This window comes from Pusillimonas sp., from assembly GCF_044464525.1.
GTDB lineage: Bacteria > Pseudomonadota > Gammaproteobacteria > Burkholderiales > Burkholderiaceae_B > Pusillimonas.
Genome location: NZ_JBIQLE010000007.1, coordinates 115253 through 138247, shown reverse-complemented (window position 1 = coordinate 138247; position 22995 = coordinate 115253). Strand labels below are relative to the sequence as shown.

The following is a 22995-nucleotide window of genomic DNA, read 5'->3' as shown; positions in this document are numbered from 1 at the left end:
CCTTGGCTGCAACAGCACAGACGGCGGCGCTTGTAGTGGCAACCGGCAAGGTTTCGCCACGCGCAACCGCTACAAGGCGGCGTCCGGTGCTTCTAGGTCTTGCACGGCGTCGGTCACCAACGCACGAATACCGGCTAAAGCGGCTTCCGGCGTCGAAGCCAGCCAGGACAAAGACGGAAATTCCGCACACAACCCTACATGCTCGGCATCCTCTGCCGACCACACCACCCGATAGCTGTAACGATCATTGCCCATTTCTGTCTCATAACGCCGTAGGGCGATTTTAAAGCCACACCCTACACGAACCCATTAAAAACAAATAAAAGCGCGTGGTGGGCCTGTGGCGAGGTTCTGGCTATGGTTTGAGTGGAAGCAGGGTCAAGGCTCGCGAAGCGACCGCGTTAGCGGCTTGGCCTTGATGCTGTTGGAACGACCAGACGCTTAAGGCATGAGGGGCAGAAAGGAGCGTAGCGGATGCCTGCCCCTCTGCCACGTGGCGAACGCGGGGAACCAAGCGAAGCGCGGTAGGGGCAGCGCCCCTTAGTCGGGGTCTACCTTTCCCCGCCGTGAAGCGGTGGGGACTCTTGTAATACCTCTCACGCTGAAACTGTCTTATGCACATGGCAGCTTCGCGCGCGCGGATTAAAGAAATATTAAAAGAATATTAGAGGCGCTAAAAATCTGTGGATAAAAACACCAAGGCGTAGGAATGGCGCTGCTTTTCGGGCTGGTCGATAAATGAGCACCCTACTTGGAATGCCCCTATGCCCTACTTGGAATGCCCCTATGCCCTACTTGGAATGCCCCTATACCCTACTTGAAATGCCGTGCCTAATTCGCTTTGGCTGCTGCTTTATTCCCTTGTACCCATTCACGGTGTTTCAAGAAGCTTTCCCATCTTTCTTTCGATGGGGAGCGACCTTGCCCTAGATCATCCCCAGTTAACAGCCACTCTGCATAGGGTCTACGGTAGTCCATCAGCGCTATCAGCATGGCCAAGGTGGGCAATTGCTTCTTCAGCATGACGTTTTGCCAACGGGCGGCGGGTATGCCAGTTCGTTCTTCCAAATATCTGTAAATGCCACGACCGGCAGGCGCTAAGTCCATAGCCAGATAGATGACGCGATCACGCAATTCATCCTCTTTTTGAAGGATTCTCTGCTTTAACTCGTCGTTGGCATCAATCATCTTGCATTTTCCTGAAAATCAAGTATTATTTACCTGAATCACGTAAATTCTACGTGATAAATGGCTTTGCTTACGCGTTCGAACGTTTTAGTACGCAGTGCGGCGGCAAAGTGTATTTCGGAGTTTACAAGATGATGACCAATATCACCCCACATCTTACGTTGTCCGCACCGGTCATGACGGTGGCTGCCTTCTCCCAACTCATAGGCTTGGAAGAAAGCGTATTGAAGGCTCAAGTGAACCGGGGCTACTGGCCAACCATCAAAGTTGGAAAACGCGTTTTCGTGAACGTCGAAGCGGTTCGCCTGCAAGTCAGTAAGCAGTTTCTAGACGCTTATCCGCTGTAAGCAAGCGTCATGCACCAGCCAGCAGCCCCGATGAACAGAACACAACCAACGGTTACGCCGTCGGAAGGGGGGATTGTTGATCTGGTGGCGCGTGTGCAAGCCATAGGAGCGAAAGCACGAGAAAAGGCCCGACAGCCGCAGCAAGACAATACCGCGTCGGTGTCGCAGGAAGTGAAGCAGTTACCGCTTTGGCCCGAAGCCGTCAGAGGGGTGCCTAATGCCTTGCTGCGTAGTTCTTTGTTTACTGTCAACCAAACCCGAGAGACGTTTTCAAAGCGGGTGCTACTCGCCAGCAGAGCCGATATTGAACTGCGCTTCATGGGCGTTAGGTTCAATCAAACCGACCTCAATGTATGGGAAATGCTCTTGCATTTAGCGCGTTCACAACCCCTCGGTAACGAAGTGCGATTCACCGCCTATTCAATGCTAAAGGAATTGGGCAGGAATACAGGCAAAACTCAGCGTGAACAACTAAAAGAAGAAATTACTCGGCTGCGGGGTGGTGTCGTTGAAATCACCTGGAAGAAGGACAAAAAGACTTTTATCGGTGGTTTGATCGAGAAAGCATATCGCGATGAAGTCACACAACAATATGTCGTTGTTCTTGATGAAAAGCTGCTTTCTCTCTATGAAAGCGGCTACTCCCATATTAATTGGGAACAGCGCAAAGCATTGAAAAGCAATCTCGCTCAATGGCTTCACGGCATGTATAGCGGGGATGCCGCCCCCTACCCATACAAAGTGGAAACAATTCACGATCTATGCGGTAGCAGCACAAAAGAGCTATGGAAGTTCCGGCAAATGCTCAAGGCTTCTTTAAATGAACTGGTAGCGGTTGGCTGCATCAAGGAATGGGAAATTGACGCTGCCGACTTGGTGCGCGTTGACGCTGTTCCTTCTAGCAGCCAAACGAAATATATCAACAAAAAGCGCATGGGCTGCGGGCGCAAGCCATCATCGTTTTAAGGCATAACATGATTGATTTGAAAAAAGACTCGACCGCGCTTAAGGCAAGGATTTTCCAAAAAGAAGATGCACTTCGTGATCGGGTGATTTTTCTCGCTATGGATGTAGCGTCAGTAAGGCGCGGCGTATACAAGCATCTGGAAGAACTCACAGGCATACCCGCCACTCGTTGGCGAAATGTCATGCTGAAACGGCAAATGCCCACCCTAGCCATGCTAATGGCACTGATGGACTATCGCAGGCCATACGCGGAATGGCTGTTAACCGGTGATGACCCAACACTGCACATTCCAACAATACTAAAAATTTTTCATCCTAAGGAATGCTCATGAAAACCTTTGCCGAATGGTGCAACCACTACAACTACAACCCGGCCAGCCCGGAAGCCGAAGCCGATTACCGGCGCTACTGCGAACAGTTGGCGCTATTTAAGTCAAGGCCGCAAGAGTAAAGGAAAAATCACATGGACTTTAACGTTTTTCAATTCCTATCAGGAAAAATCCTTCAAAGTACGGAAGCATGGGCCGACGTACCCGACGCTATCGCGGGCGTCCTCATTCCCATGCTGGCTATCGCGCTTACCATCACGATCATGTGGCAGGGCTACAGCATCATGCGGGGCGCAGGTGGTCAAGATCACTTGCTCGATGTGTTTTTCAACTCCATGCGGGTCTTTCTTGTAGTCTCACTGGCATTAACTGGCGGCATGTATGGCGGTAATGTGGTTGCACTATTTCACGAGTTACGGGAATGGTTGACGGGCTTGTTTGCCGGTACCACAAACAGCTATGCAGCATTAGATAGCACTATTGCCACAGCGCTGGAAAACTATAAAAAAATCCAAGAATACTCACTCCAGAACATTCAAATAAAAATGGTGGGAGAAAGCAATTTTACAGGCGTCGTGACACTCATGATGGGAATTGCGATAACTGGCATCATCATGATTTACTGCGGTGTTGCTGCAATAAACCTCATCATCATTGATGTATCCCTTGCCTTGGTCATTGCCATTGGCCCCTTGTTCGTTGCCGCTCTTGCGTTCAACGCCACTTCGACATTCTTCAATTCGTGGCTATCAACCGTATTGAAATACATCATGACCGCAATTCTGATTGCAGCCGTCATCGGTTTTGCAAACGGCCTGGTAAACGGATTCGCCAATGTTTTGACTGTAGACCCGGCAACGCTTGATCTTGTAGGCGTTACCGCCGCAACGACCCTCGGTGGTGGCGTCTTGATTTTTCTTGCCAGCAAAACGGCGGTTATCGGTGGTGAGGTTATCGGTAGTGCTGGCATGCAAATAGCGTCGTTAGCAAGAGCCGTCCGAGCAGTGGCAAACCCTGCCGGTGCTGCCGCTGGTGCCGTCATGTCTGGCGCGGGCAAAGTGGCTGGTTACGCCGGTGGTAAAGCTGCGGGCTACCTCGGGGCGAAAGCTGCTGATTCGCGTCTCGGGCAGGCAGTAGGTAGCAATCGCGCCATGCAGCGGGCTATGGCTCCGATAAGCGCGGCTAGTCACGGTTTAAGCGGCGCGGGTCGCGCCATGAGTCAGCGTTCAATTATGGAAGCTACGCGGGCCGGTGCGCAATCGGGTAGTTCGTCAGCACGTAATGCCGGTTTAGGCGGTCTTTCAAAAGGGTAAGAGGGTAAATCATGACTACGGTTAAAAAACTGGCTGCGGCCGCTATTTTCAGCTTGATGGCATCGTCCATTTCCTACGCACAAATTCCTGTGACTGACGCCGCACAAATTGCCAAGAGCACGGCAGAACACGCGGAACAAATCCTGAAATGGGTTGAGCAGATACGGCAAATGGAACAGCAGTACAAGCAAATGGAGCGTGAGTTTGAATCCATTACCGGCGCTCGTGGCATGGGCCAATTGCTCAATCAGGCTACGCGCCTTTCATTGCCCGACGGTTTCGAAAATAACTACCTTAACCTTATTCAATCCGGTGCTGCGGGCGCAAGCCCCGAAGCACGGGCTATTTATGATGCTATCAAACAGCTTGGATGCTCGACGATTGAAGGACAAAGCGCCCGCGCCACATGTGAAGCAAAGGCTTATGCACAACCTGAAAATGCCGCGTACATCGAAAGCGCAATCAATCAGGCGCGTGACCGTGCCAATGACCTGCAACAACTCATATCTCAGGTAGACGCAGCACCCGATATGAAAGCCGCTACCGACTTGGCAAATAGAATTGCAGCGGAGCAGGCCATGTTGCAGAACGAACAAACTACGGTGAATCTGGCATTGGCGCAACGTCAAGCGCAGGACGCCTTAATCGCTCAAAAGCAATCAGAAGATGCTCGAAAGCGCTTGCTTGAGAACACCAGCAATCCGATAAATGACTTCTTGAAATCTCAATAACACTGCATGAGTTCCACGTACCGGAACGTGATTTGAAAAGGGAAAAAATGAACAAACTTGGAGTATCGCTTATTGCTATTGCTGCCGTGATGTTTCTCGGAGGTTGTGGCGATGATTCCGAAGCGAAACAGGCCCGTCAGCGCTTGCTTGAAAACACCCACAATCCGATCAATGACATGATGGTCAAAGATCTACAAGAAAGAGAAGCAAAGGGGGCAACGGAAAAATGATTGATGCCCTTAAACTTATCATCTTGTGGTCACTCGGTGCATGGGCATGGTATTTGATTTACCGTGACTTCAAGACAAAGCCCAAGTTTCGGAAATTTGTCTATTGGCTATCTGCTGTCTTCGTTCCGTTATTCGCCTACGCCATCACCACGGCCTGAGCAACGACATAGCACCAATAGAAAGCCAGCCAGGAACGCACGACAGCCCCGCACGGGGCTGTTTGCGTTGTGCGCATGAAGTAGGTGGGTTCGCATTAAAAACACCGCATACAGCGTTCTATGGGGTTTCACCCCAAACCCCACGTTCGCCACGTGGCAGGGGTGCAGGTGGCCGCTACGCTTCGCTTCACTCTACCTGCCCCCATGCCTAAGCGTGTTGTTGTTCCAGTCGCATCAAGGGCCGCTACGCTCTCCGAGTGTGGCCCGTGTCCTCGCTTCGCTGCGGGCCGCACCAGCCACACCCTACGCCCTTGACCCGCCTTTCACGTTGGGCCGACTTTTATAATTACTACAGGCTTAACCGAAAAGCTCACTGTGCGAACCAAGCCGCGCAAGTCTAAGCGTGTCGGTATCCGACTTTCGGTAGATCAGCAGCAAGTCAGGCTTGATGTGGCATTCCCGGTAACCTGCCCAATTGCCGCTTAGGTCGTGATCGCGGTATTTGGCATCAAGCGGCTGGTCGTTGGCCAGCGCTACAAGAACGGACTTGAGATCGCTATCGAGTGTGGCGCGGTGCCGGCCTTTGGCTTCACGCTTGAAATCGCGTTTAAAGGATGTGGCGCGTTCAATCGTCCGCATGCAAGTCAGCCATCAGGTCGTCAACACTGGCAAACTTCCGACCTTTCCCCGCTTCAAGTTCAGCAATGGCTTTGCGCGTGGTGGCGTTGGGAACCTTCACTTCAAAGGGCAAACGGCGTTCATCTGCTACGCGCAGCATCAGCAAGCGGATAGCGTCCGAAATCGTCAAGCCCATTGCGTCGAGCGCATCAGCGGCCCGTTCCTTGGTGTCGGTGTCGATGCGAGCGCGAACATAGGTATCAGCAGTGCTCATAATGAACCCCCAGGATTCAGTTTCAGAGCCTTTATTGTAGTCTTGATGTGACTACAAAACAAGAGTGTTACCAGTATGAGATTCCCAACGTCTTGCAGCCAAGGGCTGCGCCTGTGGCCTTTGGTCTGCTAAACCAAACCGGGTGCTGGCCAGCCGCTGCCGGTTCCCGGTCGCAAGGCGACACACACCTAAACCGTGTACTAAACTATTGCCTGTGGCGTGTATTCAATTATTGCCTATGGCATGCACTGGATTGTTGCCTGTAGCGTGTACTGGATTGTTGCTCATGGCGTGTAGTTTTCATGCTGCGACTGGCGCTTAAAAAGTGTCAACCAACTGTCAACGGCATAGCGAAATAAAGCACCTTTATAGCGCACCTATCACAACCCAAGTCTTTGATTGCTAAGGTAAAGCACATATAAAGCGACTCTATCAGACGGAATCATAATCCGCAGGTCCCCTGTTCGAATCAGGGATGCGCCACCAAGAATTCTTAAAGAAAATCAAGCGCTTAAGTCGAAAAACTTAGGCGCTTTTTCTTTGCGGGCTCTACCCCATTAACGGGGGATCTGGGCTCTACCCCATAATCGGGGGATCAGGGCATTCATCAAACCCGGTTAATTACACCATTCCAACCGCATTGAGCCAAGACTCTCATGCGGTAATTCTCAAAATTCCTGAACCCATACGCTCGGCGTGAGAGCATTTCCATCTTCGTGTGGAACCCTTCGGTGATCCCATTGGATTTGGTAAAGCGCCACATACGTACGATGGGTTCGAGCCACGAGGTTAACGTCGCGGCCAGCGCCTTGGCCGGACTTTGTTCAAACTGACGAATCAAGGCCAGGAATTTGGGCAACAGCTGTTTGGCCCGCTTGGCCTTCAAACTCTTCATGACCAGAAACCCATTCAGCTGCTGCTTGGCAAAGTAAAGCGCCTGCAGTACGGGCTCCTGGGCCAGGTACTGGCGCAGGCGCTCCTTCTGCACGGATGAAAGATTCCAGTGATGGCGGCGCATCAGGCTGAGCAGCCCCCGGTTCTTGCGTCCTTCCGGGTCATACTGCTGCCATAGCTTCAGAAAGTGCTGGTTCACCAACCGCACAACATGAAAACGGTCAGCCACGATCATGGCATTGGGGAAGTACTGCTGGGCAATGCGCCGATAGGTCTCGGACAAGTCCATCACAATGACCCGCACGTGCTCACGCCCTGGTAAACGCTTCAAATAGTTGCGCAGACTCAGCCGATGCTGAGTATCAGTCAGGATCATCCCACACACCTCATGCTCCAGCGAGGTATTGAGCTTCATCCGCAGAAAATCACGCACCGCCGACGGACTGTTCAACGCCTGGCCGCGCAGCTCGTCGATCTCGACCAACTCGCGCGCTACGGCAAGGATTTCACGCCGATTGGCCGCACGTATCACACACCAGCAGCGCGCCGGCACTCAAGGATTCGGAATCAAGGGCAAGAGAATATTGCTGCATGATTACCTCCGGTTCGGAACTCAGGCGACATTGCCTGGCACCGAAGGAGTCACGCCGCAGCGCACGTTGTCACAGGGTGAAAAGGCCACCGGCCGCAAGCGCCGTCAGGCGCGCCGCCCTTGACGACGAGCACAGCGTGACACACTGAAGGAAACAGCAAGGCCGCCCCCTATCAACCAGTGACAGTTTTGGGGTTAGGCAAGTGCTACAAGGCACGCGACAAGCGTCAGGGATGCGCAAGGCGGGGTACACCCAGTTCCAAAAAGGGATGAGCGACACGCAAACCTGAAGCAACGCGGCCCTGTCCGGGCGACGCAAACGCCGCACTACGCCCGTGACCGCCCCACCGTGTTGGGGTTTTTGTGCAGCGCAGGCATCCTATGAGCATGTATGACACCGCCGGAGCACATCATGCAAACGACCCATACCGCTCAGCTACCCCGCCCTGCCTTCTACCGCATGAAGGACGTCATCCGCATCACGTCGCTGAGCCGGCCCACGTTGTATCGACGGATCGCAAACGACTCGATGACCGTCCACTGACATGCTTGAGTTCATACTCATAAAAAATGAAAGGTGCAATTTGTGGAATCGAAACCCGACACCACCATGAAGCCATCTAAAGGCTTCGCCTGAGGCACCAGTGAAGGTTCAACAATGTGAGCCTGAATCCCCCCTCGCCCAGGAACGGGTTGAACAAATGCTAATTCCCCTCAAACTGCAGCGCGCGATCGGGTCATGGAAGCCATGGCTATATGATTATTGAGCTGCAGCCCCGCCAGAGCGTAGTCTGTAAAAAGAGTTTTCACTAGTACGAGGGTTGTCAAAAACCAAGGAGATAAGCAATAAAAAAGCAGCCACCTCTACAATTGAGAAATCCTTCACCCGCCGACGACAGATAGTGCGAGGAACCACGCCGCTCAGTAACGAATAGATCACATCTTGGCGCTAGAAACCTGCACCGGCGGCAGTGGAGGTCGGGATACGACAGGTGCACGCTGCGCCATCAGCTCAATGATCCAGTCGATGAACGCACGCAGTTTCGCACTGACATGCCGGTTCTGGGGAAAGGCGACGTACAGCGGCATCGGATCAAGCTGCCAATCCGTAAACAACGGGATCAGCTCGCCGCGCGTCACGTGCGCCTGAGCCATGTAGGCCGGCAACCAAAGCGCACCCATTCCTGCCAGGCCTGCCGCGAGGTAGGCATTGCCGTCGTCGACCACCAGGGCGGGTCGACCTTGCACGTCAATGTTCTCGTCATCACGATGCATGGAGCACGGAAACACGCGTCGCGAGCCCGACCAAGATAAGCCCACGATACGGTGATGCGGCAATTCCAACTCGCTAGGGTGATCGGGGCGGCCCGTCCGCGCGAGATAACTCGGCGCTGCATACACCGCCAGCGGTAAGTCCGCCGCATGCCGCGCCACCAGCGACTGATTAGTGACCTCCCCTCCGCGTACGACACAATCGACGTTTTCGTCTATTAAGTCAACAACACGATCGCTAACACCCAGATGCAGCTGAATGTCAGGGTACCTGGCGTGAAAGGCTGGCAACGCCGGCACCAGAATCATGCTGGCAAACGGACTGGGCACATCCACCCGCAACCTGCCCCGGGGCGACGCCAGGGCACAGGACAGGCTCGTTTCGGCATCGTCCATATCAGCCAACAAGCGCAGCACACGTTCATAGTAAACCGCGCCGTCTGGGGTTACGTTGACCTTGCGTGTCGTGCGATTCAGCAACCTGACGCACAGGCGCGCCTCGAGCTGTTGCACCAGGTGCGTCACGGTCGTCTTGCTCAGGTGCAGGGTTTGCGCCGCCTTGGTGAAACTGCCTGTTTCCACGACCCGGGCAAAGGCCTGCATGGCATCGAAACGATCCATCTACGTTCCCCCGACTTCGGCATTGTTTGGTTTTCACAAACAGTGTTGTGTGTGTTTGCCAGTTTATCAGCTAAACGTCCTCCAATAGAATGTCTCACAACCACTCACGCGGCCGAAATCGGCCCAATGACCAAGGAGTCATTCTCATGACACGCCACGTTGTTTTTCCGCCCAAACGCCAAGAGCTTTATGACCGAAACCGCTACTCGCCGGCAATCAAATCCAACGGTTTTCTGTTCGTCTCCGGCCAGGTCGGCAGCCTGGAAGACGGCTCGGTGCAACAAGGTCTGAAAGAGCAGGTGCGACAGGCTTTTGAAAACTTGAACGCCATCTTGGTGGCCGCTGGCTGCAGTTTCAACGATGTGGTCGACGTCACGGTCTTTATGGTCGACCCGCAGTCGACGTTCGAAGATATCTGGCAAGTGGTGCCCGACTATTGGGGCGAAGCACCGCATCCGACCTTAACCGCGGTAGGCGTCACTTGGCTTTACGGATATGACTTCGAGATCAAGGTAATCGCCAAGCTACCGTAGAAAAAGCACAGCACGATTTCCTCACCTGAAACGGGCGCTATCAACTTTTATGATCGGCCAGTCGGCTGCGCGCCCTTGCAGCTCCCCCATCATTACGACAAATCATCGAGGTATTCATCATGTCGACGCGTCAAGTCTGGCGTCTGGCACGCCGTCCGGTCGGTTCAATCGTTGCCGACGATTTTCTATTTGGCTCCGAGCCGATCCCAGAGCTGCGCGACGGGCAGTTTCTGCTTCGCGTCCGTTACCTGTCACTCGATCCGGCACAGCGCGTTTTCGTCGACGATCGGAAACAGTTCTTGCCACCCGTGGCGCTTGGTGCTCCGATGCGCGGCCTCGTGGTCGGGGTTGTGGAAAAAAGCAAAAAGAAAGGCATTGCGGAAGGCACGATTCTGAGCGGTACCGGCGAATGGGCTGACCATATCGTCAGTGACGGCACCGATCTTACAGAGCTTGCAGTCTTCCCGGGACTCAGTCTGGCCGCGACGTTCGGAACATTCAGTCTGGTAGGGCCCGCCGCTTACTTCGGTCTTCTGGACGTCACCCGTCCCCAGCCTGGGGAAACCCTGGTTGTTTCGGCGGCTGCCGGTGGCGTGGGCCAGATCGTTGGTCAACTCGGCAAGCTCAAAGGCTGCCAGGTGATCGGCATCGCCGGGGGCCCGGAGAAATGTGCGTTCGTCACCGAGCAACTGGGTTTTGACGCCTGCATCGACTACAAATCCGTGAACGTCGGCGAAGCGCTGGATCATCTCGCGCCCGAAGGCGTGGATATTTATTTCGAACAGGTGGGTGGCCCGATTCGAAACACCGTCATGGAACGCATGAAAATGTTCGGTCGCGTGTCTGTTTGCGGGATCATTTCCGAATACAACGCCGCGGATGTCGATACTCAACCCAACATCTGGTGGGCCATCATGATGCGACGCCTCACTATCCGGGGGTTTATTTCCGATGATTATCAGGCACGTTTCCCAGAGGCGGTGGACAACCTGGCTGCGTGGATGCAAAGCGGCCACCTCAGGACACGCCAAGATATACGACAGGGGCTCGAGAACGCTGTCTCATCGCTGCAAGATCTCTATAGCGGGCGTAATTTCGGCAAATTGCTTCTCGAAGTGACGCCCTAACCTACTGTTACGGTTTTACTCGGCAGCCACGAGGTCTTAACCGTAGCACGCGACGTTCAAGATTTCACGGCCTGGCGGCCGACGCTACCCGCGCCGGCTATGTCACAAGCGATCCGATGACAAAGGATATCGATTTACCTGTGGACACCCATTGAGATTGGCCAGTTGCGACTGTCAATCTCGTTGAAACACTAAATTTTTGGAGAAACACAATGGAAAAACCAAAATTCACCGTCACCCCCGGGTTTGGCGAGACTTTCCGCCAAACTCTACATTTCTCGACCGCTGTCAAGGTCGGGAACCGGGTGGAGACATCCGGTCAGGGCGGTTGGAACGATGAGCTGCATATCCCCGAGGCCATTGAGGAGGAAATTGCCACCGCCTTCCACAATATCGAGCTCGTTCTGGCGAAGACCGGAGCGAGCTGGGATCACGTTATTCACGTCAATACATACCATGTCGGTGGCTTTCCGCCGATCGTTAACGACACGATCGTCAAACTATACCGCCAGTACATGCCCAATCATGCACCGGTGTGGACGCAATCGGGGGTTGAAGCTTTGGGCCTTCCGGCGATGCGTTTCGAGATTCGCGTCACTGCCATCATTCATTGAACACCTACACGGCCAGGTGCGCACCCGCTGAAGAAGGAAATTATAGGCTGTCTAGGCTGAGCGCCCACCGACAAGACGCTCAAGGACTTTGACTACAATTCCGCTGAATTGATGGCCAATTCCAACCCCTCACTGGCAGCGCTGATCAGTTCCTCGCTTTTCGCCCAAAGTTGCCCGGCTTTATTGGCATCCAGGGCATACGACCTGACGCCATCGGCAAACGGATTGTCCGTGTCATCGATGGGCACCACCGCACAATCTTCAAGATAGTGTCCGCCGATATCATCCTTGTCGGCGACGACTGCGACCCAGACCGAGGTGGCGGCGGCTTGCGAGACCTCTTTCAGCGCGGCTGGCGCAAGCCCTGCTTCGGCGCGGGCCTCGCCGACGGTCTCGAAGAGCTTCTGCAAATCCTCTTGCGAGAAGTGACGTGGCAGATCAGTAAAACTGTTCCCCGGCATCACCGAAGCCGCCCGGATGCCCCGAGTGCGATGCCGTTTATCGAATTCGGTTGCGAAGAGCGTAACGGCCGTCTTTGAACGACCATAGGCGACAAACGGGTCGTAGGCCTGTTGCTCGAAATTGAGATCGTCCAGATCAATATCGGCGATCCGATGAGCCTGGGACGACAGCACCACCAAGCGCCCGTTCTGAGCCAGCAGCGGCTCGGCCCGGGTGATCAGCGCGAAATGGCCAAGGTAGTTTATTCCGAACTGAAGCTCGAATCCGTCGGCAGTCCGTCCGAACGGAGGCGCCATAACGCCCGCGTTGGCGATGATGGCATCAAACGGCTGTCCGTCAGCCAGAAGTTTATCTGCACAAGCACGAACGCTTTGCAAGGAGGCCAGCTCGAGCTCAATCAGTGTCAAGCGGCCACCTCCTTGTTTCGCGGCGTCGCGCACTGATGCCGTAGCCGTCTCGGCTTTGGTCAGATCCCTGACCGTACCTACGACGGTGGCGCCGCGTGAGACCAGTGAACGAGCCGTTTCAAGCCCAATGCCTGACGAGGCTCCGGTGATGAGAAACCGTTTGCCCGTGAGATTAACGCCGGCCAGCACTTCGTCAGCGGTCGATGTTGCACCAAACTTTTTGCTCATTTTCATTTTCCTTGATTGAATGGGTAAGAAAAAACAGGCGTTTTTGCCAGCGCCTGTGAGTGGTGAATCAGATGCCCAAGCCGCCCGCCACGTCGATCACGCCGCCGGTGATATAGCCTGCGTTGGGTCCCGCCAGGAAACCGACGAGCGCAGACACTTCCTCAAGTGTGGCGATGCGGCGGATGGGGTGCATATCCAGAAAGGGATCGGGTGCGACCGTGCTGCCCAGGGCCTGCGTCATCATGTCGGTGGGCATGGCACCAGGCTGGACGACGTTGACTGTAATTCCACGTTCGCCCAGATCGCGGGCAACACCCTTGGCGTAGCCGATGAGCGCGGCCTTCGTTCCGGCATAATCGGCGACGCCCGACATCAAAGACAAGGTGCCATTGCGCGAACCAATGAATATGATGCGGCCATTTTCGGAGAGCACCGGCGCTGCCGCGCGCGTTGCGGCGACCACGCCCATGACATTGATCTGCCACTGACGGTCAAGCGCAGCGGTGTCGAGCGTGGGGTCATCGACCTTCTGTCCATTTACGACGACCGCGGCGTTGTTGACGAGGATGTCGAGCTGACCGAAATGCGCCACCACCTTATCGATCAGCGGCTTGGCCGCCGTGATATCAGCTTGATCGCTTTGGATCGCGAGGGCCCGGACACCCTTTGCTTTCAGCTTCTCGACCACGGCTTCGGCCTTTTGCGCCGACGCCGCATAGGTGATCGCTACGTGGGCGCCTTCTTCGGCGAGCGTATCAGCAATGACCGCCCCAAGCCCGCGTGAGCCTCCGGTGATCAGGGCAACTCTGCCGGACAATGTTTTCTGCATGATAAAGACCTTTCGTTGTTGAGTGGATCGACTGAACCGAACGGCGCTGCGGCGAGGAAATTCCGGAGGTCTCGGAACATCGAGTCGCCGTAAAAGATTAAGTAATGATCGTTATGATAACGATCGGTATGATAAACTGTCAAGCAGTTTCGTAATGTTCGTTATTTTTGTGAAATAGAGGTGATCTGATGGGACGTCGTCGCACATTCGACGTGGAAAAGGCGCTTGACGCCGCGCTATGCGTCTTTTGGCGCAAGGGGTACGAAGGCGCCTCCTACGCCGATCTCACCGAGGCCGCCGGCGTGGAGCGGCCCGCGCTTTACTCCGCGTTCGGCAATAAAGAGGCGCTCTTTCGCCAAGCGCTGGCGCGTTATTACGAACGGTACCTGGACTTCATTCCCGAGGCGCTTGAATTACCGACGGCACGTGAGGCGGCGGCGCACATCTTCTACCGCTCAGCCGAACTTCACACCCAGCATCCCGACCATCCGGGGTGTCTTGGGGTCAATGGCGTTCTGGCGGGATCGGATGATGCGGAACCTGTACGGAAGGCATTGATAGAGGCTCGCGCGGCGGGCGAGGTGCGGCTTCGTGAACGATTCGAACGAGCAATCGCCGAGGGCGACTTGCCCGACAACGCCAGACCCGATGTTCTTGCGGCCTTTGTGATGGCTGTTCTTCATGGCATGGCGGTGCAGGCAAAAGCGGGCTTTAGCCGCGAGATGCTAGAGGCTGTTGCCGAACAGGCGCTCTCGACATGGCCGACGCACAGCGCCACCGACTCCGAGAGGCCGACCCCAGGCTAAAGGTAAGTACGTTTCAGGCAACATCCAGCAATTGGCGCAGCCTCTCGTCTCTGGACGAGCGGCGATGCGAGGATCTTCAGGAGGACGAGAAGCCGCATGTACTGCAGACCCACGGAACCTCAGACGCGGTAGCACACCCACCCTTTAAAGGTGAAGCCTGCGTAGAACAGCTGGATTTCTCCGAACCCGGCTTCTAAAAACAGCGCTTCGTCCTCCTCAGGCGACAGAGCCGGAAGACGTTCTTTCATGGCCATGATGCCCTGTTCGGCCTGCTGCATGGGGACGCCCTTGGAGACCAGAAGGTCCGCATTGCGCCGAAGCCAAAGATCACGCTGCAGTCCATCTTGCGGGAAACTGTGATGCGCCACAACGAAGGGAGCACCGGGTTGCAGACGCTGGTGAAGTGCCTGCAACGTGCATAGACGCTCCTCGCGTGCCAGGAAGTGCAGCGTCAGTAGGCAGGTCGCGCCATCGAAAGGCCCTTCCGGGGCGTCCGTGATATAGCCTTCATGGAAGGTGACGCGGTTCGCCGTGTCACTGAGAACGGTACGCGCCTGGTCGAGCATCTCCGGCGATGGATCCACGGCGTCGAACTGCCAACCCGGCTGCCAATCGACGAAGGCCCGAAGCTCGAGCCCCCCACCCGCGCCGAGGACGAGTACCCGCCCCGAGGCGGGCACGCGCTCTGCCAGCAAAATACCGGCCATGCGATGAAGATCTTCGAGGCCAGGCACATGACGCGCGACCCGCTCTGCATACGTTGAGACATTACCGGAATTTGTTGGGATCGACATAGGGTTTTCCGCTCAGTTTGTTCGCCACGCGCAGACAAGGCGAGGGTAAAGGAGCTACTTCATCTACAATGCCGCCGCAAGCGCTTCAAATGTCCAACTAATTGGGGTCAGTTCAATCATGATGAAGAGCTCATTAGTCGGACCATCGCTATAAGGAGCCGAACAATGCTGACCGCAAGCAGTCCCCGTAGCGTCACAAAACGCGCAACAAATGTATCTCTGGACGAAGAATTGCTCTCTGCGGCTAAAGCGCTGCACATCAACATCTCGCAAGCCGCTGAATCCGGCGTCGCACAGGCCATCTCACGTAGGCGGTCAGAGCTTTGGCTGGCTGAAAATCAAGAGGCTATTGACAGCTCTAACGCATTCATTGAAAAGTACGGTCTGCCATTGGCGAAGCACCGGATGTTTTGATGGACCGCTACAACGTCTTCCCCAATCCGTCAGGCTCCGGATATCTCCTCAATGTCCAGGCAGACATCATGCAGCCGTTCAACACGCGATGGTAACCCAGTACATGGCAGCAGTTCCTGCCAAGGAACTCAAAAGTGCCACATTCAGTCTTCAGCATCGACACGATGAAATCGTGGCCGCCATCGACCTTTTGTTTCATACAAGACTTGAGCGGGTCGGCCAAGACCCGAAGTAGTGCCGACGCATCAGCTTTTCAAAAACATTGCGCTGCGCACCCTGGAAGCACCCTGCGCACCGCCTCCATGAAGTTGGATAAACTAGCATCTTCTCCTAGAAACATAAGAAGGAATGTGATGCCTATCCTGACCACCCATGTTGGAAGCCTTCCACGCAGCCAAGAGCTGGCGCAGTTGCTGCTTGCGCGAGATCACGGCCAAGAGATCGACGCCGCTCACTTTGAACAGGTCGTTCAAGAGGAAATCGACCAGGCAGTGCAAAGGCAGGTGGAAGCCGGGGTAAGCATCATGAGCGACGGCGAGCTTGGCAAAGTCGGCTACGCCACCTACATCACCGAACGGCTCGAGGGTTTCGGCGGCCACGTCGACCGTACGCCGGCAAAGGATCTAGCCGACTTCCCCGAGCTGCGGAAAAAGCTGAGCGCCATCATGGGCTCCCAGGAATTCGTTCGGGCCGCCTGCGTCGGCCCCATAAAACTGCGTACGCTTGAACCATGCCTGGCCGATATCCGCCGCTTCAAGTCAGCCATCGAGCGGCATGGCCGCGGCGGGCGGGGTTTCATAAACGCGGCATCCCCCGGCCTGGTTACCGCCTTCCAGCCGAACCAGCATTACCCGACGCATGAGGCCTATCTGGCCGACCTGGTCGAGGCCATGCGGCCCGAATACGAAGCCATCGTCGCGGCGGGCTTCGATCTTCAACTCGATTGCCCCGACCTTGCGATGGCGGCCCATACGGGTTTCCAGAATCTCAGCGAAGCGGAGTTCACCGACCGCGCCTGGCAGAACGTCGAAGCGCTCAATGCGGCCACACGCAACATTCCCTCGCAGAAGCTGCGCATGCATATCTGCTGGGGAAACTACGAAGGTCCGCACCATTGCGACATCGCCCTCGAGAAGGTCATTGACCCCATCCTGGCCGCCAGGCCCTCAACCATCCTGTTCGAGGCCGCGAACCCCCGCCACGAACACGAGTGGGAAATCTGGCGCGACGCCAAGCTGGCGGACGACAAGATTCTGGCTCCCGGCTTGATCGATAGCTGCTCGAACTATGTCGAGCATCCAGAACTGATCCGGCAGCGGCTCGAGCGTTATGTGGCATTCATGGGCCAAGACCGGGTGGTGGCAAGCACCGACTGCGGTTTCGGAACGTTTGCCAACTACGGCAAGATAGATCCGGCCGTAACCTGGATGAAGCTCGCGGCGCTGCGCGACGGCGCGGACCGGGCGGCGGCCGCCTTGGCCTGACCAGGCATCGGGAATTTGCTTGTTCCGACGCCGCTTGGATTACCTCTGAGCCTGTGCCGCCCAGGAAGCCATCGGAGATCCGTGACGACAAAAGGCTAAATCGGCGGCGCATCCGGCGGCGGCGCGGCGCTGCCCGCCGGGGCGGACGCGTCCTCGGCTGGCGGCATGGCGTGGGTCTTGATATCCCGCTTGCGCAGCGCACCCAATATCTCGAACATCAGTTCGCTGCGCACCCTGTGCAGGGCTCAGGATTTAGTTAAGGCGATCAGCGGACAGCGCTATGTCCTTTTGGTTTTCTAGCAGACTTAACCGCTGGGACAGTGCTTGGCTAATTGATGCATAAGCCGTACTACCCAATGCGAGCCGCAAGGGAGGATGCTGCATATCTGCCGTCGCAATCATGGCATCGACCGTTCTGGCGGCGTCACCTTTAATAGCAAAAGCACCCGAGGCTACTCCCCGGCGTACTTCGCCAGCCGGTGTGTCTTCATAGCAGGCCATAATCGGCGCACGATCTAGTCCATCAACGAAATTGGTGCCGGTTGGACCTGGTTCGACAATTAAAAAATCTATGCCAAATGAAGCAACTTCCTGAGCAACTGATTCGACGAAACCTTCGATTCCCCATTTGGTAGCGTGATAAAGACTGAAGTTGGGGTAAGCGATCTGTCCACCCTCCGAGGACAGCTGTACGATGCGACCGCCACCCTGCTCGCGTAAGTGAGGCAAGACTGCTCGTATAAGCTGGATGGATCCCACCAGATTTGTTGCAATCTGCCGGTCGATCTGGGCATCGCTTGCTTCTTCAGCTGCACCAAATAGTGCATACCCAGCGTTGCCGACCACTACGTCAATGTTCCCGGCACGTTGAAAAGCATCCGTGACAACAGTATTTATGGCGTGCGTGTCGGTGACATCAAGCGTGAGAACAAGCAGTTGGTCACCATACTGTGCTGTCAGCGTCGTCAGAACGTCAGGCTGACGAACTGTTGCAACTACGCGATCACCACGCGCCAGCAAGCGTTCAGTAAGAAGGCGACCCAGGCCTGTTGAGGTTCCGGTAATAAACCATGTCTTAGTCATATTTTTAGTCCAGAAAGAGAGAAAAAGTAAGAACTTAGAAGATGGTATGAGGTTATGATTGTGATTGGAATGACCAATAAATCGCATGAGTAGGTGAAATGAAATCACCAATTGATTCCCCAACACTGAAAGACCTGCATGCCTTCATGGCTGTCGCTGAACACCGCAGTTTCCGACGCGCCGCTGAACTGCTTGGCGTAACACGTTCGTCGCTCAGTCATACGCTGCGAGGGCTGGAAAGTAAGTTAAGCACCCGTCTACTGCATCGGACAACACGTAGCGTGTCGCTCACTGAAGCAGGAGAGCAATTTCTTGCACGCCTTGATCCGTTGTTGGGCGATTTGAGTCAGCTACTGGAAGACGTTGCAGGCGCACAGGGGCGGACGATGGGAACACTGAGAATTAACGGCAGCGAGCCAGCTATTCGCTTGCTACTCGAAACGCTGGTGCCGAGATTTCTGGTGCGCTATCCCGATGTGCAACTTGATCTCACTGCACAGGGAGAATTGGTAGACATCGTTGAGAAGGGCTTTGACGCAGGAATCAGATTGGGTGACGCTATACCCAAAGATATGGTGGCAGTTCGCCTTGGCCCAGACATTCGTTTTTTGGCCGTCGCGTCGCCAAACTACTTAGCTGCTCACCCTGCACTGAAAACACCTGATGAGCTTGCCAAGCATCAGTGCATCCGACAACGTTTTCCCAGTGGCAAACGTTATCGCTGGGAATTCAGTAAACAAGGACAAGAATTCGTTTTGGATGTGCCGGGCGCGCTAACTCTGGATCATCATCAATTGATGGTAGAAGCGGCAGCGGCTGGTGTGGGCATCGCTTATGTTATGGAAGAATATGCCCGCCCATATATCGATAGGGGCGCTTTGGTTGCTGTACTAGAGAGTTGGTGCCCATACATTTCGGGTTTGAATTTGTACTTTCCTAATAATCGCCATGTTCCAGGTAGTCTCAGGGCTCTTATCGATATGGCTAGAGAAATAGTTTAGTGAACAGCTTCAACTGATCGACGCTCATTGGTGAAGCAACGCTCAAGCTGAGAGTCATAGGTTCGGTGAAAGGTAGAAGCTGTATTCGTGCTCATGCGCGTAAAGTGGCGCACTCCCTGTAATTTTTCAGGTCTTCTGAAATTTTTGAAACGGATACCCTTCGGGCTGCATCCAATGGATAAGACGTGGCGATTTACGCCGCGCACCTCTGGAGCCCATTATGATTCGTCCCATCCTTCCCGCTGCCGCGCTGGCATTGTCCCTTGGCGTATCTTGTGCCATGGCGCACGAGTCCACTGCACTCAACGCGCCTCCTCCGGCCCCATATAAAGCGGTCAGCTCGCTGGTCAAGCTTCCGGACTTCATTCCCGGCATGGGCCAGTTGTTCGTCGATCCCGCGACTTTGCCGGCCGGGCCTTTCCTGGGATTCGATCATGATGGCAAGCTGGTAAACACTACCTATATGATTCCGCTGTCGCAGATGACGGCCGACATGCATCTAAATGACTTGAAGGTGGGCTCAAGCGGGGTGGATCACGTCGATGTCATGTACAACGCGGGCCATCCGGGCGTTGCCGAACCTCATATCCACGTCGTGCTGTGGCATGTTGCGGCTGATCAGGAAGGACGCGTCGCAAAATGAAAACCGTAGCTCACAATCAACGCCGGCGCTTGCTGTTGTCAGCCGGCGGTGGTCTGCTGCTGTCCGCAACCCTGATACGGCGCGCCGACTCAGCCGATGAGATCGAAATCTCGCTGGCCGGCACCCCTACCGGCGCTCATGTTTGGTTTCGCCCCCGCGGCCTGTTGATTCAGCCCGGACAAACTGTGCGGTGGGTCAACCGCGAGACGGGCAATGTCCACACAAGCACCGCCTATCACCCGGATAACGGAAAACCTCAGCGCATCCCACACGGAGCCAAGTCATGGGATTCGGGCTATTTGATGCCGAATGAATCTTTTGCCATGGTTCTTGAGGTGCCAGGGGTCTACGACTACTTCTGCATCCCCCATGAACAAGCAGGCATGGTTGGCCGCATTGTGGTGGGTCAAGTAGACGCTTCCATACAGCCTTATGCTGATACGGACGCCTTATTGCCAGAGCCAGCAACAGCGGCGTTTGCCGACGTTGGTGAAATCTTGAAAGAGACACGCCTCGATTGAATTATGGCTGCTCCATTGCATAACGTTTCAGGAGAAATACGATGCTCACTTATGCCTTGATAATTTTTGCGATAACCGCCCTGGGCGGTTTAATACTGGCGGGCCACGTCTTGCGCGACAAGTTCGCGCCCTGGACTCTGTCACTGCTGCATGCCTTGCTGGGCGCCATTGGCTTGATCCTTTTGATTGTTCTGCTCGTCCAGGGAGCCATTTCATCGCAAATCGCAATCGGGTTTGGCCTGTTGGTATTGGCGGCACTGGGGGGCTTTTTCCTGGCGTCGTTTCATGTGCGCAAGAAGCTTCCACCTAAGGCCGTTGTAATCATTCACGCTGTCGTGGCCGTAATCGGCTTTTTGACCTTGCTTAGCGTGGTGCTTTGATGACGCGCCATCCCTTGCATCCGGCTTTGGTGCATTTCCCGATTGCTTGTTGGACGCTGGCGACGTTGGCCGATTTTACCGGCCTCTGGCTTGGCGAGATCGCGTGGCGCTGGTCCTCAGGCCTGTTGGCGGTCGGCTGCACCATGGCGGTGGCCGCGATGGCGGCGGGCCTGATAGAACTTGCCCGTGTGCCAGAGGGGCAACCCATGCGCGACGCCTACGTTCATATGGGCGCAATGGTGGTTGCCTGGGTGTTGTTCATCTCCCGGCTGGTGCGGGGTCTGGACAGCTTTCAACCTGTGGCGCCCGATGCGATCTCTTTATTGCTCGACGCGGGTGGTTTTGTGTTCCTGCTTGCCGGCGGCTGGTTGGGAGCCAAGCTGGTCTACCAACATGGAGTCGGGCGCGCCCAGTAAATAAACACGCACCTCCCGCTTTAGGGCATCAACTACATAAACCGTCGTTAAACCAGCTTGAGACTACCCCATGCTTACTACGCTTCCTTCTTACTCTAGCCATAATGACAGCATTGCACCCGCAGTGACGGCCTCCGATCGGATTCGGGCCAGACTGATCGCCGCCAAGCATCGTTATTACGCCAATGACAATATCTCCGCTTTCATTCATAGCGGTGAATTGGAAGAGCTGCTTGCCGAGGTGGAAGGCAAGATGCGTGATGTGCTGGACGCACTGGTTATCGATATTGAGCGGGACCATAACACCGCAGACACAGCTGGACGCGTAGCCAAACTGTTCATCCAGGAGGTATTTCGTGGCCGTTATGAGCATGCTCCGGCGATAACATCATTCCCCAATATTTCGCGCTTGAGCGAGTTGATCACCGTCGGACCGATCAAGGTCTGCAGCGCCTGCTCGCACCATTTGTGTCCCATTCTGGGTAAGGTCTGGATTGGAGTCCTGCCCAGCCCTGACTCGGATCTCATCGGTTTGTCAAAATACGCTCGCCTATGCGACTGGATCATGAGCCGCCCGCAAATACAGGAGGAAGCTGTGGTCATGCTGGCCGACGAACTGGAGGGACGCATGGCGCCGGACGGCCTTGCTGTTGTGATGCAAGCCAGTCATCTTTGCATGCGCTGGCGAGGTGTGAAGGATGACGAAGCGCTGATGAAAAATTCAGTGATGAGAGGCGCGTTCCTTGACGACGTTTCCCTTCGCCGTGAATTCTTGAGCCTGTTGAACACTGGAAGGGAATGAAAATGCACACGCCACGCCTTCATCGCCGGCGCTTCATAACTTCGATAAGAAAATCGCCCTCAAAGCACACAGTGCGAATCAGGTGTAATCGAGCCATGGAAGATGCCCCGCCAATCCCTTACAATCAATGGCTGAGGGTCAGCCTATGTTTGTCGAGCCGCACCCGTCGGCACGGAAAATAGGAGCCGCCATGCAACACGCACAGGTCCACGCAGCGTTTTCTGAACACACCCCTGAACAAGAGCTGATCACATATGCGGCCGGAGGCGACGAGGCTGCCTTTGAGGTCATCATGCGGCGGCATAACCGCCTGTTGTTTCGCACGGCGCGCAGCATCGTGCACAGCGACACGGATGCTGAAGACGTATTGCAAGAGGCATACCTGCACGCCTGGCAAGCATTGGGCAGCTTTCATTCACAAGCCAGGCTGTCGACATGGCTGGTGCGTATCGTTGTCAACGAGTCGTTGGGGCGTTTACGACGCAAGGGCGCTCAAATCATCCCACTGGACGCAGCCATGATTTCGTTCGATCCTGAAATCCAGGCATCTCTTACCCAAAGCGCCGATCAGCAGCCCGAACAATTTGCGATGCGTGCACAGCTACGCACCATCATCGAGCGGCGCATCGACCGGCTTCCTGATCTGTACCGGACCGTCTTTGTGCTGCGCGCGCTCGAGGAAATGAGCGCTCAATCGGTTTCTCAGGCGTTGCATATTCCCGAGGCTACCGTACGAACGCGATATTTTCGCGCCCGCAGCCTGCTGCGAGAGGGTTTGGCCAATGATATCGACATGACCCTGGCAGATGCCTTTTCATTTGACGGCGAGCGTTGCGATCGCATCGTGAACCAGGTTCTGCTCAAAGCTAAAAGACGCTAGCCACACCGAGACGATCTTTCTAGATGGTTGATTCGATC

Annotated in this window: 33 protein-coding genes and 1 pseudogene; 23 read left to right on the top strand and 11 right to left on the bottom strand. The window is 55.2% G+C overall.

What is annotated here, in order from left to right:
- Window positions 1-87: 87 nt before the first annotated feature.
- Window positions 88-255, bottom strand: a pseudogene (locus ACIY1O_RS06170) (toxin-antitoxin system HicB family antitoxin); the annotation flags it as partial.
- A gap of 576 nt (window positions 256-831) precedes the next feature.
- Window positions 832-1188 (bottom strand): hypothetical protein, encoded by a 357-nt coding sequence (locus tag ACIY1O_RS06165; RefSeq protein ID WP_157965016.1) that lies wholly within the window; start codon window positions 1186-1188, stop codon window positions 832-834.
- 131 nt (window positions 1189-1319) lie between these two features.
- Here ACIY1O_RS06165 and ACIY1O_RS06160 point away from each other — a divergent pair, with 131 nt between their 5' ends.
- Genes ACIY1O_RS06160 through ACIY1O_RS06130 form a run of 7 tightly spaced genes read left to right on the top strand, consistent with a single transcriptional unit; the run spans window position 1320 to window position 5104 of the window.
- Complete coding sequence (locus ACIY1O_RS06160) at window positions 1320-1535, top strand: hypothetical protein (protein ID WP_110129077.1); 216 nt, start codon at window positions 1320-1322, stop codon at window positions 1533-1535.
- Between the two features lie 30 nt (window positions 1536-1565).
- Window positions 1566-2501, top strand: a complete 936-nt coding sequence (gene trfA, locus ACIY1O_RS06155; protein WP_157965017.1) for a plasmid replication initiator TrfA — start codon at window positions 1566-1568, stop codon at window positions 2499-2501.
- A gap of 8 nt (window positions 2502-2509) precedes the next feature.
- Window positions 2510-2833: a hypothetical protein gene (locus ACIY1O_RS06150; RefSeq protein WP_157965018.1), complete on the top strand. Its 324-nt coding sequence runs from the start codon at window positions 2510-2512 to the stop codon at window positions 2831-2833.
- Complete coding sequence (locus tag ACIY1O_RS06145) at window positions 2830-2952, top strand: hypothetical protein (protein ID WP_269802103.1); 123 nt, start codon at window positions 2830-2832, stop codon at window positions 2950-2952. The genes ACIY1O_RS06150 and ACIY1O_RS06145 overlap by 4 nt, the downstream gene beginning before the upstream one ends.
- A 12-nt stretch (window positions 2953-2964) precedes the next feature.
- The gene (locus ACIY1O_RS06140; protein WP_397474210.1) at window positions 2965-4143 is read left to right on the top strand and encodes a TrbL/VirB6 family protein; all 1179 of its coding nucleotides are present in this window, start codon (window positions 2965-2967) and stop codon (window positions 4141-4143) included.
- Between the two features lie 11 nt (window positions 4144-4154).
- Complete coding sequence (locus tag ACIY1O_RS06135) at window positions 4155-4874, top strand: type IV secretion system protein (protein ID WP_110129080.1); 720 nt, start codon at window positions 4155-4157, stop codon at window positions 4872-4874.
- A 32-nt stretch (window positions 4875-4906) separates the two neighbouring features.
- A complete protein-coding gene (locus tag ACIY1O_RS06130) occupies window positions 4907-5104 on the top strand; it encodes a hypothetical protein (RefSeq protein ID WP_397474209.1) in 198 nt (65 codons plus the stop codon).
- A 515-nt stretch (window positions 5105-5619) separates the two neighbouring features.
- On the opposite strand, the gene ACIY1O_RS06125 is transcribed toward ACIY1O_RS06130, so the two are convergent.
- The 3 genes from ACIY1O_RS06125 to ACIY1O_RS06115 form a co-directional block, all read right to left on the bottom strand.
- Window positions 5620-5901, bottom strand: a complete 282-nt coding sequence (locus ACIY1O_RS06125; protein WP_110129081.1) for a type II toxin-antitoxin system YafQ family toxin — start codon at window positions 5899-5901, stop codon at window positions 5620-5622.
- Window positions 5888-6154, bottom strand: coding sequence for a type II toxin-antitoxin system RelB/DinJ family antitoxin (locus ACIY1O_RS06120; protein ID WP_042996922.1), 267 nt, complete (start codon window positions 6152-6154; stop codon window positions 5888-5890). The genes ACIY1O_RS06125 and ACIY1O_RS06120 overlap by 14 nt, the downstream gene beginning before the upstream one ends.
- A 607-nt stretch (window positions 6155-6761) precedes the next feature.
- Window positions 6762-7532, bottom strand: coding sequence for a transposase (locus tag ACIY1O_RS06115; RefSeq protein WP_397474208.1), 771 nt, complete (start codon window positions 7530-7532; stop codon window positions 6762-6764).
- Between the two features lie 31 nt (window positions 7533-7563).
- On the opposite strand from ACIY1O_RS06115, the gene ACIY1O_RS06110 reads away from it, so the two are divergent.
- Window positions 7564-7764 carry a hypothetical protein gene (locus tag ACIY1O_RS06110; RefSeq protein WP_397474207.1) on the top strand — a complete coding sequence of 67 codons (201 nt, stop codon included), beginning with the start codon at window positions 7564-7566 and terminating at the stop codon, window positions 7762-7764.
- A gap of 288 nt (window positions 7765-8052) precedes the next feature.
- Complete coding sequence (locus ACIY1O_RS06105; protein ID WP_397474206.1) at window positions 8053-8184, top strand: hypothetical protein; 132 nt, start codon at window positions 8053-8055, stop codon at window positions 8182-8184.
- Between the two features lie 392 nt (window positions 8185-8576).
- Here the strand turns inward: ACIY1O_RS06105 and ACIY1O_RS06100 are convergent, their stop codons facing one another.
- Window positions 8577-9533 carry a LysR family transcriptional regulator gene (locus ACIY1O_RS06100; RefSeq protein ID WP_397474205.1) on the bottom strand — a complete coding sequence of 319 codons (957 nt, stop codon included), beginning with the start codon at window positions 9531-9533 and terminating at the stop codon, window positions 8577-8579.
- 146 nt (window positions 9534-9679) lie between these two features.
- Here ACIY1O_RS06100 and ACIY1O_RS06095 point away from each other — a divergent pair, with 146 nt between their 5' ends.
- From ACIY1O_RS06095 to ACIY1O_RS06085, 3 genes are all read left to right on the top strand, one after another.
- Window positions 9680-10066: a RidA family protein gene (locus ACIY1O_RS06095; RefSeq protein ID WP_397474204.1), complete on the top strand. Its 387-nt coding sequence runs from the start codon at window positions 9680-9682 to the stop codon at window positions 10064-10066.
- 119 nt (window positions 10067-10185) lie between these two features.
- Window positions 10186-11193, top strand: coding sequence for an NADP-dependent oxidoreductase (locus ACIY1O_RS06090; RefSeq protein WP_397474203.1), 1008 nt, complete (start codon window positions 10186-10188; stop codon window positions 11191-11193).
- Between the two features lie 212 nt (window positions 11194-11405).
- Window positions 11406-11807: a RidA family protein gene (locus tag ACIY1O_RS06085; RefSeq protein WP_397474202.1), complete on the top strand. Its 402-nt coding sequence runs from the start codon at window positions 11406-11408 to the stop codon at window positions 11805-11807.
- 92 nt (window positions 11808-11899) lie between these two features.
- Here ACIY1O_RS06085 and ACIY1O_RS06080 read toward each other — a convergent pair whose 3' ends face one another.
- Window positions 11900-12904, bottom strand: a complete 1005-nt coding sequence (locus tag ACIY1O_RS06080; RefSeq protein WP_397474201.1) for an SDR family NAD(P)-dependent oxidoreductase — start codon at window positions 12902-12904, stop codon at window positions 11900-11902.
- A gap of 67 nt (window positions 12905-12971) precedes the next feature.
- Window positions 12972-13733: an SDR family NAD(P)-dependent oxidoreductase gene (locus ACIY1O_RS06075; RefSeq protein ID WP_397474200.1), complete on the bottom strand. Its 762-nt coding sequence runs from the start codon at window positions 13731-13733 to the stop codon at window positions 12972-12974.
- A gap of 188 nt (window positions 13734-13921) precedes the next feature.
- Here ACIY1O_RS06075 and ACIY1O_RS06070 point away from each other — a divergent pair, with 188 nt between their 5' ends.
- The gene (locus ACIY1O_RS06070) at window positions 13922-14539 is read left to right on the top strand and encodes a TetR/AcrR family transcriptional regulator (protein WP_397474199.1); all 618 of its coding nucleotides are present in this window, start codon (window positions 13922-13924) and stop codon (window positions 14537-14539) included.
- Window positions 14540-14658: 119 nt separating this feature from the next.
- Here the strand turns inward: ACIY1O_RS06070 and ACIY1O_RS06065 are convergent, their stop codons facing one another.
- The gene (locus tag ACIY1O_RS06065; RefSeq protein ID WP_397474198.1) at window positions 14659-15333 is read right to left on the bottom strand and encodes a class I SAM-dependent methyltransferase; all 675 of its coding nucleotides are present in this window, start codon (window positions 15331-15333) and stop codon (window positions 14659-14661) included.
- Between the two features lie 165 nt (window positions 15334-15498).
- On the opposite strand from ACIY1O_RS06065, the gene ACIY1O_RS06060 reads away from it, so the two are divergent.
- From ACIY1O_RS06060 to ACIY1O_RS06050, 3 genes are all read left to right on the top strand, one after another.
- Window positions 15499-15747 (top strand): type II toxin-antitoxin system CcdA family antitoxin, encoded by a 249-nt coding sequence (locus ACIY1O_RS06060; protein WP_397474197.1) that lies wholly within the window; start codon window positions 15499-15501, stop codon window positions 15745-15747.
- Window positions 15683-15982 (top strand): CcdB family protein, encoded by a 300-nt coding sequence (locus ACIY1O_RS06055; protein WP_397474196.1) that lies wholly within the window; start codon window positions 15683-15685, stop codon window positions 15980-15982. The genes ACIY1O_RS06060 and ACIY1O_RS06055 overlap by 65 nt, the downstream gene beginning before the upstream one ends.
- A gap of 118 nt (window positions 15983-16100) precedes the next feature.
- Entirely contained in the window at window positions 16101-17231 is a 1131-nt protein-coding gene (locus tag ACIY1O_RS06050) for a cobalamin-independent methionine synthase II family protein (protein ID WP_397474195.1), read from the top strand.
- Window positions 17232-17326: 95 nt separating this feature from the next.
- On the opposite strand, the gene ACIY1O_RS06045 is transcribed toward ACIY1O_RS06050, so the two are convergent.
- Window positions 17327-17449, bottom strand: coding sequence for a hypothetical protein (locus ACIY1O_RS06045; protein ID WP_397474194.1), 123 nt, complete (start codon window positions 17447-17449; stop codon window positions 17327-17329).
- A gap of 34 nt (window positions 17450-17483) precedes the next feature.
- Complete coding sequence (locus ACIY1O_RS06040; protein ID WP_397474193.1) at window positions 17484-18314, bottom strand: SDR family oxidoreductase; 831 nt, start codon at window positions 18312-18314, stop codon at window positions 17484-17486.
- Between the two features lie 98 nt (window positions 18315-18412).
- On the opposite strand from ACIY1O_RS06040, the gene ACIY1O_RS06035 reads away from it, so the two are divergent.
- From ACIY1O_RS06035 to ACIY1O_RS06005, 7 genes are all read left to right on the top strand, one after another.
- Entirely contained in the window at window positions 18413-19315 is a 903-nt protein-coding gene (locus ACIY1O_RS06035) for a LysR family transcriptional regulator (RefSeq protein ID WP_397474192.1), read from the top strand.
- A gap of 220 nt (window positions 19316-19535) precedes the next feature.
- The gene (locus ACIY1O_RS06030; protein WP_397474191.1) at window positions 19536-19958 is read left to right on the top strand and encodes a hypothetical protein; all 423 of its coding nucleotides are present in this window, start codon (window positions 19536-19538) and stop codon (window positions 19956-19958) included.
- On the top strand, window positions 19955-20479 hold the full coding sequence (locus ACIY1O_RS06025; RefSeq protein WP_397474190.1) for a plastocyanin/azurin family copper-binding protein: 525 nt from the start codon (window positions 19955-19957) through the stop codon (window positions 20477-20479). The genes ACIY1O_RS06030 and ACIY1O_RS06025 overlap by 4 nt, the downstream gene beginning before the upstream one ends.
- 41 nt (window positions 20480-20520) lie before the next feature.
- A complete protein-coding gene (locus ACIY1O_RS06020; protein ID WP_397474189.1) occupies window positions 20521-20859 on the top strand; it encodes a hypothetical protein in 339 nt (112 codons plus the stop codon).
- Entirely contained in the window at window positions 20859-21275 is a 417-nt protein-coding gene (locus ACIY1O_RS06015; protein ID WP_397474188.1) for a DUF2231 domain-containing protein, read from the top strand. Before ACIY1O_RS06020 ends, ACIY1O_RS06015 begins: the two co-directional genes overlap by 1 nt.
- Before the next feature lie 70 nt (window positions 21276-21345).
- Window positions 21346-22077: a GTP cyclohydrolase I gene (gene folE, locus ACIY1O_RS06010; RefSeq protein ID WP_397474187.1), complete on the top strand. Its 732-nt coding sequence runs from the start codon at window positions 21346-21348 to the stop codon at window positions 22075-22077.
- A 190-nt stretch (window positions 22078-22267) separates the two neighbouring features.
- Window positions 22268-22957 carry an RNA polymerase sigma factor gene (locus ACIY1O_RS06005; protein WP_397474186.1) on the top strand — a complete coding sequence of 230 codons (690 nt, stop codon included), beginning with the start codon at window positions 22268-22270 and terminating at the stop codon, window positions 22955-22957.
- Window positions 22958-22995 lie beyond the last annotated feature (38 nt).